The sequence below is a fragment of the Methanosarcina sp. MSH10X1 genome, from assembly GCF_004099695.1.
Lineage (GTDB): Archaea > Halobacteriota > Methanosarcinia > Methanosarcinales > Methanosarcinaceae > Methanosarcina.
Window position 1 is genome coordinate 1 of sequence record NZ_SCHL01000023.1, and the last position, 11,701, is coordinate 11,701.

The window sequence follows — 11,701 nt, forward strand, 5'->3', positions numbered from 1 at the left end:
CAACACTTCTCAGATCTATATTAATGGTGTGGGGAATCCAGCGGACACTCGTGCATGGAATTCACCTGCAGTGGGGAATGATAAAAACATTACCATATGCTCTGGCTACGATTTAACCCCAGGTAACTGTAGTATGTACACTTTTAGACTCTATAACCGGTCGCTATCCCAGGATGAAATTAAGCAGAATTACGAGAATGTAACATATGTTCCAGTTAATGATACAACAATAATTAAAAGACGGGTGTATGGCGACGGTGGGTTACCTCGGTATATGGGGTCATATGCAATTCAGCAATCTGATTATGGTTTAAATGTATTAAATAAAGATTTGAGTATTAATAGCTCCATAGGAACGCCATTTTTCCAGAACCATGATAGCAGTTCATTGACTAACTGTTCACTGGTAGGATCTACTATTAATGGCATTCGATGGAAAAACTATTATGCTCCTGGCTCAAGTGCTGTTTTAACATACAAAGGAGAGAATCGTAGTATCAAAAATACCTGCTTGTTATCCAATGACTCTTTTAATCTCAATCATTCAGTTACGTATTTAAATCAAACTCGGACTACCCAAGACGGCGTGCCTATAAACGGTGGCAGTGCATATGAGTTCTATGGAGACGGCTTAAACACTATTAGTCAAAATGATGCTGGTGGAAATAACGTTATACTGTACACAGACAACGCAAAAATTCAATGCAATGTACTGTATAACGAAACAGGTAAAGAAGCATATTCATATTATCAAACCAGGAATAGTAACACTACTAGAGCCAGTTCATTAGACCTTCCACTTTCTTCACCTGAGTTAACTCCTATGTCTGTTCCTTCTGGATATTTGGGGGCTTTAATTTTTACGGAACATGCGGACTATACAGATCACGATTCTCTACGGACTATTATGTATGGAACCAATAATACAAGTGATCCTACTTACGGGACAAAGGGCTTTATCGGGCATAATCTTAAAGCAACTTGGTCGGTGTTTGCGGTTTCATCATACGGTGGGGAGGGACTTGATAGTCCCGAGTTGAAATCTGTGGTTGACGATATGTATGATCACGGTTTCGAGATTACACCGCATAGTCTCTCCGCAATAGTAAATAACAACACTCCTGACCGTAAAATGGTAGAAACTTATCTACCCTGGTACGTTGAAGAAGAAAATTATTCGTGCAGGGATTGGATAGATCATGGTCTGGCTAGTGGTGCCAGAAACTCTCAACTCAAGAGCCTGGGATGGGATCCTACTAGTAGCCAGTATTATATTATGGATTTGCTTCAGGATCAAGGTATCACATATGCTTGGTCTTTTATTGATGCAAAACCCGATGATGCAAAAGGACTCAGTACATCTAAGAATAGTTCAGTTGGGTTGCCTGCTGATATTGTTTGGCAAAATACAAATCTCGCACTTCCAAACGGTACTCCTGTCTATCAATGGAAAACATGTGCTACAGGAAAGGGATTAGGGCTTACCTACTATACTAATAGTACAGTTGATCACATGCTTTCAACTTACGGGGTAAGTATATGGCACGATTATTGGCCTGATAATTCTTCAGCACCCAATTACTATTATGTCCGGAGCCAGCCGTCGTATATGATTAATGAAACTTTTGACAGTTTTTTGACAAATATATCAGACCAAAAACGAGATGGTAAGCTCTGGAATCCAACAGCATCCGAGTACATTGATTACTGGATTGCTGCAAGCAATGTAGAGGTGAGATGCACAGGGGTAAATACTTACACTGTTGTGAATCATAATCCCGACACATTAGATGGCTTTTCTATGAGAGTTAAAGGAGCTTACACGCCGAAACTTGATGGTGTGCCCCTGAGTAATACAAAACCCAATAAAGGAGATACGATTTTCTGGATGGATCTGCTGACTGGTACGCATACTATTACACTGGAGGCCTGAAGATGAAGAAATTAATAGCTATATTAGCATTACTTGGTGCTCTTTCTGTTATTTCAGTCGCCTCTGCTCAATCTTCATCTTCACAGAGTTGGGGTTCAATTGGAAATGAGAGCGGACAATTTTACGGTATGAGTGGCGTTGCTACTGACATTTCTGGCAATATCTATGTAGCTGAGCTTGATAGCCGGGTACAAAAATTCAGCCTAGACGGTACATATCTCACCCAATTCGATATCCCGGCTAGAAGTATTGCAATTGATTCAGCTGGAAACATTTACGCGACTGTAAATGACTCAATACAGAAGTTTAATTCCAATGGAACTCTCTTAAACACCTGGGGTAGCACTGGAACGGAAAATGGGTATTTTAAGTTCCCTACTGGAATTGCATTAGACTCCTCTGGGAATATATACGTTTCAGATATGGAGAATAACAGGATTCAAAAACTAGACCCTTCAGGCAGGTACGTTATAAGCTGGGGTACATTAGGATCTGGTAACGGAAATTTCAAATCGCCAGCTGGAATCGTTGTAAATGGAGACTATATATACGTTGCTGATACGGGCAATTATAGAATACAGAAATTTGATTTAAACGGGAATTATGTATCAAGCTTAGGTAGCAAAGGAACTGGCAATACTCAATTTAATGGTTCTATAGCTGTTGCAAGCGATTTATCTAAAAACATTTACGTGGCTGATTACTACAACGGCAGGGTGCTTGAGTATGACAGCAACTTTAATTATTTAAATGAATATACCGGGCTTAGTTACCCGACGGCACTGGTTAAAGCCAATGACAATTTATATGTTCTTGATTCTGGGAATTATCGTGTCTGTATTGCCTCTCATCGACCCCCAGATCAACCTCCAGATCAGCACCATTGGGGCTCATTCGGCAATAAGAGTGCACAATTTTACGGCATGAGTGGGATTGCTGCTGATAATTCTGGCAATATTTATGTAGCTGAGCTTGATAACAGAGTACAAAAATTCAGTAGAAATGGCGCGTATCTCACCCAGTTCAATATACCAGCTAGAGATATTGCAATTGATCCAGCTGGAAACATTTACGCGACTGTAAACGACTCAGTACAGAAACTTAATTCCAATGGAACTCTTTTAAACACCTGGGGCAGCACTGGAACGGAAAACGGGACTTTTAGAGTTCCTGCTGGGGTTGCATTAGATTCCTCAGGGAACATCTACGTTTCAGACATGAATAATAACAGGATTCAAAAATTAGATTCTTCAGGCAGGCACGTTACAAGCTGGGGTACATTAGGATCTGGTAACGAAAATCTTGACTCGCCGACTGGAATTACGGTAAGTGGAAGTTATGTATACGTTGCTGATATGGGAAATTGCAGGATACAGAAATTTGATTTAAACGGGAATTACATATCAAGCTTAGGTAGCAAAGGAACTGATGATACTCAATTTAATAGCTCTATAGCAGTTGCAAACGATTCAGCTGGAAATATTTATGTGGCTGATTACTTCAACGGCAGGGTGCTTGAGTATGACAGCAACTTTAATTATTTGAATAAATATACCGGGCTCAGTTACCCGACTGCACTGGATATAGTCAACGACACTTTATATGTTCTTGATTCTGGGAACTATCAAGTTGTATTTTATAATGATAATACTACAATGACTCCTATGATTACCTGGAATACTCCTGCTGATATTCCCTACGGAACAGCATTAAACAGTGCTCAGTTAAATGCTAATGCTTCAGTGCCTGGTAACTTTACTTATACTCCAGCAGCAGGCACTGTGCTGGAGGTAGGTACTCATATCTTGCATGTTGACTTTACACCTGCTGATGCTGCAAAATATACTACAACTTCAAAGGAAGTCACAATTAATGTTTCCGGAAATCCAGGACCTATTGCAAACTTTGATGCCAATGTGACCAGTGGTCCTGCTCCTCTAACTGTCCGGTTTACTAATCTGTCAGAAAATGCAACTGCTTTGTCCTGGAACTTTGGAGATGGGAATAGTTCGACTGAGCAGAATCCAGTGCATACCTATTCTGTAGAAGGAACCTATACAGTGAGTTTGAATGCAAGTAATGCCAACGGTTACAATATTTCGACAAAATCAAATCTAATTACTGTAAACCAAACTACACCAGGTCTGGTTGTTTATTACGATGGTAGTTTCTCAGGAAATTTCCTGGTGGATCTCAGCGGAAACGGTAATACCGGCTATGCTACGAGTGTAACTCCGGGGATAAATCAATCAACTGGTGCAAAATATATAGACCTGAACGGTGTCAATAGCAAGATCGACATTCCTAATAATGCACAGACTAACATCTCCAGTCCTGTGACGATTGAGTTCTATGGCTCAATTAATAATTTCACGAGATATGGAGCACTTGTGAGCAAGTATAACAGATCAAGTGGTTGGTATCTGAGTTGTTCGCCTGAGGAACCTTATTACAATCAAACTCGTTTTAGTGTAGTCAAGGAAAACGGTACTATATCAAAAGCATACAACTCAAAAGTTAACCTTACTGCTGGACAACTCTATCATATTGTAACAACTTACGACAACAACACTTCCCAGATTTATATTAACGGTGTGGGGGATCCAGTTGATGCTCGTACGTGGAATTCACCTGCAGTAGGTAATGATAAAAATATCACCATAGGTTTTGGTTACGACTTAACCCATGGTAACTGTAGTATGTACACATTTAGACTCTATAATCGGTCACTATCCCATGATGAAATTAAGCAGAACTACTATGATTTGACAAATAGAACCAAGCAATCAACTCTAATTACCTGGAATACTCCTGCTGACATAATCAATGGAACAGCCTTGAGTAGCACTCAGTTAAATGCTGCTGCAATTGATTCTATGACTGGAAATACTGTAAATGGTACTTTTGTCTATACTCCAGCAGCAGGAACTGTATTGAGTGTAGGCACATATACATTACATGTTAATTTCACACCTACTGATACTGTAACCTATGAAGTAGCATCAGCAGATGTTCAAATCAATGTTACAAGAAAGCCAGGGCCTATTGCAAACTTTACAGCCGATGTGACCAGTGGTCCTGCTCCTCTAACTGTCCGGTTTACTGACCTGTCAGAAAACGCAACCTCATTATACTGGGACTTTGGAGACGGAAGTAGCTCTGCAGAAGTAAATCCAGTTCATGTATATAACTTCTCAGGACTCTATACTGTTAATTTGACTGCAAGCAATGCAAATGGCACAGGTTCGGCATTGGCTACAATCAATGTTAACAAAGATGAGTTGCAACTCTGGACATTCGACGCAAGTAAATTAAGTGATGTTCCAGACAACATTTACACGGCTAGCAAAGATTATACAACTACATCAAACGTTAGTCTGACATACAACTCGACATTGGGTTCTGTTGACTCCATTCGCTGGCACAATGATGGTGGGGAAACTTACATAACAGGTGCGTACCCCACTGTTAACGAAAACTTGACGTTTACAATGGGAGTGGACTCGAGTTCACCAAGGTCATATGGGAACCTACGTACTTCAGTTGCTTTCTTGGAGGTCAAACACGCTTTAAATGGTAGTTATGAGGTAAAGTCTTACTGGATGCCTGATAATAGCAGTAGTTATTCAGAAAGTTCTAGTCTCCAGATTCCTGCAAGTTCAGTTATTAACAATAGAGTTACGGTTAGTATCCACAGTTACGATTCAAACCGTACGAATGTTATTACTGCTGGGCCTGAACTGAATATGACCACCCCCTATAGAACTGGAACAACTCGAAAACTGCAATACACAAACGTAATTCAGCCTCTGATCTTTATAGACGGTTATGCGTCGGGTAAAGACGAAGATTGGGTTAATGTGCACCTCTACAACATTACACAGTCAATCCCGAGAGATACTATTACGCCATATGCACGAGACGACATAATGGGATTTGGTCTGGACTATCCGTCTGTCGCAAATAACAAGAACGGTACAGATTTCTTAATATCTCGCAATCAAACTGCGACTGTTTACGTCTCGGAGGATAATCTGAAAAACTCTGACGATGTAGCGTATGATAACAGTCTGTTTGCCAACGGGTTTGAGGAAGGTATGCACTCCTATCCTGGACTCGCAACGGTATCTTTCGAGCAAGCCAAAACAATAATAGATTCGGACATGGCGCTTGCGAAATCGACCTTTGGTTCGACGCCTGTTTCATGGAGTTGCCATGAGAATAAAGATAACGTAACACATGCGAACTATATATACAACAAGTATGGGGCTCTGTATAGAAATGGTATGATGGGTATGGGTTTCGTTTCCAGTGTAGATACCCTCTGGAATGAAACTTGGCCCTGGTGGTCAGTAAGTTCAGAGCACGGTGCAATTTGTCCATGTTTCACACATGAGACAGATTATTACCCAGCGAGAAAAGACTACTCAATCGATCCAGAGTTTTTCAAGACTTTTGTGACCAACCTGAATTCGAAAGGTATCAACCTGGTTGGTTTCTCGGAATGGTACTATAGCTCAATGGCACAAACTGCCACCACTGACATCCTGCAGTCTGATGAGAATAGTATGAAATTCCAGCTGAATACGACTGGTGGATATCCAGTTAATCTGAATTTACAGACTGTAATTTCTCCTTCGCATCTGGATTGTAATGGTGTGTCGATACCATTCGAACGAACATCTGATGGCATTAAGTTCAGGAGTGTTGGAAATGGAACATACACTTTAACAAATGTAGGAGTTCCTCCTAAAGCGAATTTTACTGCGAAGCAAACTGGATCGTTGATGGTTCAGTTTAACGACACATCGAGTAACAGTCCAAATGGATGGAATTGGGACTTTGGAGATGGAAACACTTCAACCAGCCAGAATGTAACGCATATTTATTCTGTAGCAGGAAACTATACAGTAAGTCTGACTTCAGTTAATGGTGCAGGTTCAAGTACCAAATCAATGAATATAACCGCAAAGGCAGTACCTACTCTGCCCAATTGCACTAATCCACCAAAAGATTTGGACAACGATGGCCTCTATGAGGATATCATTGGAAACGAAATAGTAGATTTCGATGATGTCATAGTATTGTATGAAAGCATGGATTGGATAAAAGAAAATAATCTTGTTGCTTTCTTTGATTATGACAGAAACAGCTTAATCGACTTTGATGATATTATAATTCTTTATAAAATGATTTAAGGGGGCCGAAAATATGAATAAGCTGTATAGATTTCAGTCCTCCTAGTTTTTGGACTGGGAATATCATGTGCATTGGTATAAAACATCAGTTGTTTGATCCTCAAACAATTTAGATGGACATTGGTACTTTCCAGAATGTCTGGAATATGATGGATGAAGTTCCTGACTGAATGTTAGGATTCAAACATCATAATTTCCTTTTTAAATTCAGAAATTGTGAAAATAGCTGCGGTTTGTTTCATTCCTTAGTTATATCTTGCTGTCAAAAAACTTCTTGATTTCTTCGAGTTCGGTTCTCAGAGTCTTATTATCTATTTCTACCACCCATTTCATAAGAAAAAAATTTAAATAGTCTGAATGTTTTATTATTAGTATTGTTACTTTCTGACAAGTCAAAAATATCAAGAAAAGATAGGAGACGAATCTGGTTATAGGGGATATCTTGTTTAAACAGAGATAAAAACGTATATAAAATGTTTATATAAAGATACAGGAGACAAAACTTTACAAGATCTCATACAAAACTTCGTAACACACCTTGTAGCATGCACTGAGTAAAATAAATGCTACTGTTGCTTTTTTAATTTTATAATAATTTAATCAACTTTGATAATTTAGTAATACTTTGTGTCACGGTTTAAGGAGATAGAACAAATGAATAAGTTGTATAAAATTTTAATTTTTCTAATCTTTTTTGGACTAGGGATACCATGTGCGTCTGCAGCAAATACCATTTATTTTGATCCTCAGACAGTTCAAACGGACATTGGTACTTCCCAGAATATCCAGATTGTAATGGATGAACTTCCCTACGGAATGTCAGGCTTCAACCTCACAATTTCTATTTTAGATCCAGAGATTGCGGAAATAACTGCGGTTTCATTCCCTGGTTGGACTTTTCTACCAGAAACCTCCACAGTTCCCTCAAATTCGGTTTGGATAAAAGCCATAGATCTTACAAATGAAACTGTTGCCGGCAACACTAATGTCGTGCTAGGAAACATTACTATAACCGGAAAAAAGGCAGGCACTGCAGATCTAAACATATCGGAAGGATCTTTTTACGATTATGACTATAGCTCTTATCCTTATACGGAAGATACAATTCCTGATGCAATTTCAGGTGAGATAAATGTATTACCTGCCTTTGTGACTCCTTCAATTACCTGGAGTGATCCTGCTGACATAATCAATGGAACAGCTTTGAGTAGCACTCAGTTAAATGCTGCTGCAATTGATCCTGTAACTGGAAATACTGTAAATGGTACTTTTGTCTATACTCCAGCAGCAGGAACTGTATTAAATGTAGGTACATACACATTGCATGCTGATTTCACACCTGCTGATTCTGCAAACTATACTACAGTATCAAAGGAAGTCACAATCAATGTTTTAGGAGGAGACCTGCTAAGAAATGGCCTGGTCGTTTATTATGATGGCAATTTATCAGGAAACTCCCTGGTGGATCTCAGCGGAAACAGTAACACCGGATTTGCTACTAATGTAACTCAAGGGACAAACCAAACAACTGGTAAAAGTTATATAAACCTTAACGGTGTCAATAGTAAGATCGACATTCCTAATAGTGCACAGACTAATATTTCCAGTCCTGTAACTATTGAGTTCATTGGGTCAATTAATAATTTCAAGAAGTATGGAGCAATTGTAAGCAAGCACAATAGGTATGTAAGTGATTGGTATTTGGGCTCTTCTGCTGCCTCTCCTTACAACCGTGCTCGCTTTGCTGCAGCCACGAGTGCCGGGTGGAAATCCTACGAATCAACAACTGGTCTTGTTGCCGGACAGGTATGTCATATCGTAGTAACTTACGATAAAAACATTGCCCATACTTATATCAATGGTGTAGATTCAGGCTCTAGCACCTGGAATTCCCCGATAGTAGGAGGTGCTCAGAATATCACAATAGGCTCTGGCTACGATTTAAATTACAGCAATTGTAGCATGTACACATTCAGACTCTATAACAGGTCACTTACCCAGGATGAGGTCTTAAAGAATTATGAGTATGACCATTGGAGGTATAATGGAAATACAAATAACTCAACTCCTACAATTACCTGGAATACTCCTGCTGACATAATCAATGGAACAGCCTTAAGCATCACTCAATTAAACGCCGTTGCAACTGATCCTGTAACTGGAGATACTGTAGCTGGTACTTTTGTCTATACTCCAGCAGCAGGAACTGTATTGAGTTTAGGCACTCACACATTACATGTTAATTTCACACCTATTGATACTGCAAAATATACCAGTGCTTCAAAGGATGTTACAATTAATGTTACAACCAAGGTGCCTCCTACAATTACCTGGAATACTCCTGCTGACATAATCAATGGAACAGCTTTGAGTAGCACTCAGTTAAATGCTGCTGCAATTGATCCTGTAACTGGAAATACTGTAACTGGTACTTTTGTCTATACTCCAGCAGCAGGAACTGTATTAAATGTAGGTACACACACATTGCATGCTGATTTCACACCTGTTGATTCTGCAAAATATACTACAGCATCAAAGGAAGTCACAATTACTGTAAAACCAACTGCGCCACGGACACCAGGTCTGGTCGTTTATTATGATGGCAATTTATCAGGAAACTCCCTGGTGGATCTCAGCGGAAACAATAACATCGGCTATGCCACGAGTGTAACTCAGGGAACGAACCCAATAACTGGTGCTAAATACATAAACCTCAACGGTGTCAATAGTAAGATCGACGTTCCTAATAGTGCACAGACTAACATTTCCAGTCCATTGACTATTGAGTTCATCGGGTCAATTAATAATTTCAAGAAGTATGGAGCAATTGTAAGCAAGCACAATAGGTATGTAAGTGATTGGTATTTGGGCTCTTCTGCTGCCTCTCCTTACAACCGTGCTCGCTTTGCTGCAGCCACGAGTGCCGGGTGGAAATCCTACGAATCAACAACTGGTCTTGTTGCCGGTCAGGTGTATCATATCGTTGTAACTTACGATAAAAACATTGCCCATACTTATATCAATGGTGTAGATTCAGGCTCTAGCACCTGGAATTCTCCGATAGTAGGAGGTGCTCAGAATATCACAATAGGCTCTGGCTACGATTTAAATTACAGCAATTGTAGCATGTATACATTTAGACTCTATAACAGGTCACTGTCCTCAGATGAAGTTAGGCAAAATTACGAGAATGATCTTTGGAGACATAATGGATATACAAATACAAAGGCAACTCCTACAATTACCTGGAGTAACCCTGCTGCTATAACCTATGGAACAGCTTTAAGCAGCACTCAGTTAAATGCAAAAGCTTCCGTTCCTGGTAGTTTTATATATAACCCTGCTTCTGGAACTATTCCAAGAGCTGGTACTCATACCTTACAGACCACTTTCACGCCTACTGATTCCGCACACTATAACACGGCTACACGTAGTGTTTCGTTAACCGTAGATAAAGCTACACCTGTGATAACCTGGAACCCTGCTGCTATAACAAGTGGAGTAGCCTTAAGCGTCACTCAGCTAAACGCTGTAGCAACTGATCCTGTAACTGGAGATACTGTAGCTGGTACTTTTGCCTATACTCCGGCAGCAGGAACTGTACTGAGTGTAGGCACTCACACATTACATGTTGATTTCACACCTGCTGATACCGCAAATTACAAGAGTGTATCAAAGGATGTTACACTGATTGCAACTAGTCACAGTATAACTCCTTCAATTACCTGGAGCAAGCCTGCTGACATAACTTATGGTACAGCCTTAAGCAGCATTCAATTAAACGCATTGGCTTCAGTACCCGGTAGTTTTGTCTATACTCCAGCTTCGGGAGCGATTCTGGGAGCTGGTGTTCACGCATTACAGGCTACATTCACTCCTTCTGACTTAACAAACTACACCACGGCTTCAGGCGGTGTTTCATTAACCGTGAATAAAGCTTTACCTTTGATAACCTGGAGTAACCCCGCTGATATTTCATCTGGCACTCCCCTGGGTGAAGCTCAACTGAACGCAGTTGCATCTGTGCCTGGATCTTTTGTTTATACACCAGAAGCAGGAATGGTTCTTAGTGAAGGGACTCACACTTTACAAGTTGCGTTTACTCCGGCTGATGTGACTAACTATACTACAGCTTCCAGCAGTGTCTCGATAAATGTTGTAAGTAAAGCTCCTTCTAAGAGTTCTTCAGGTACTAAAAAAGATAATCCGGTAAAGCTAAAAATATTGGAACCTAACTCTACCCAATCATCGAGTTCAACTGGAAATATTGGAAAGGAAATAAAGTCAGAGTCGGGGAATAAAACGATAAACGAAGGTAATGAAGAGAAAATAGATTCAGAGTTAGGGAACGAGGTGATTAATCAACATAATATGTCGAATAAAGGGAAACAAACTGAGCAGAAAGAAATACAGAGCATACCTGGCTTTGGAATAGCCTGCAGTATGGTTTGTCTCTTTGGCGCGCTCCTATGTAAGAGAAAGTAAAATCTTTCACTACTTCGCATTGACTGAAAAATAATCGATAGGAGCAAATAAGGGCTAATTCCAGCCTTTTCAAAGGCTGGATACG

3 protein-coding genes are annotated in these 11,701 nt (G+C 40.0%); all 3 read left to right on the forward strand.

From position 1 onward, the window contains the following. The first annotated feature begins 274 nt into the window (after positions 1-274). The 3 genes from EQO05_RS13510 (at position 275) to EQO05_RS13520 (ending at position 11,616) form a co-directional block, all read left to right on the forward strand. On the forward strand, positions 275-1,933 hold the full coding sequence (locus tag EQO05_RS13510) for a hypothetical protein (RefSeq protein ID WP_128507362.1): 1,659 nt from the start codon (positions 275-277) through the stop codon (positions 1,931-1,933). Between the two features lie 2 nt (positions 1,934-1,935). After that, on the forward strand, positions 1,936-7,131 hold the full coding sequence (locus tag EQO05_RS13515) for a PKD domain-containing protein (protein WP_128507364.1): 5,196 nt from the start codon (positions 1,936-1,938) through the stop codon (positions 7,129-7,131). A 654-nt stretch (positions 7,132-7,785) separates the two neighbouring features. Then, positions 7,786-11,616 (forward strand): LamG domain-containing protein, encoded by a 3,831-nt coding sequence (locus EQO05_RS13520; protein ID WP_240664701.1) that lies wholly within the window; start codon positions 7,786-7,788, stop codon positions 11,614-11,616. The last annotated feature ends 85 nt before the right edge of the window (positions 11,617-11,701 follow it).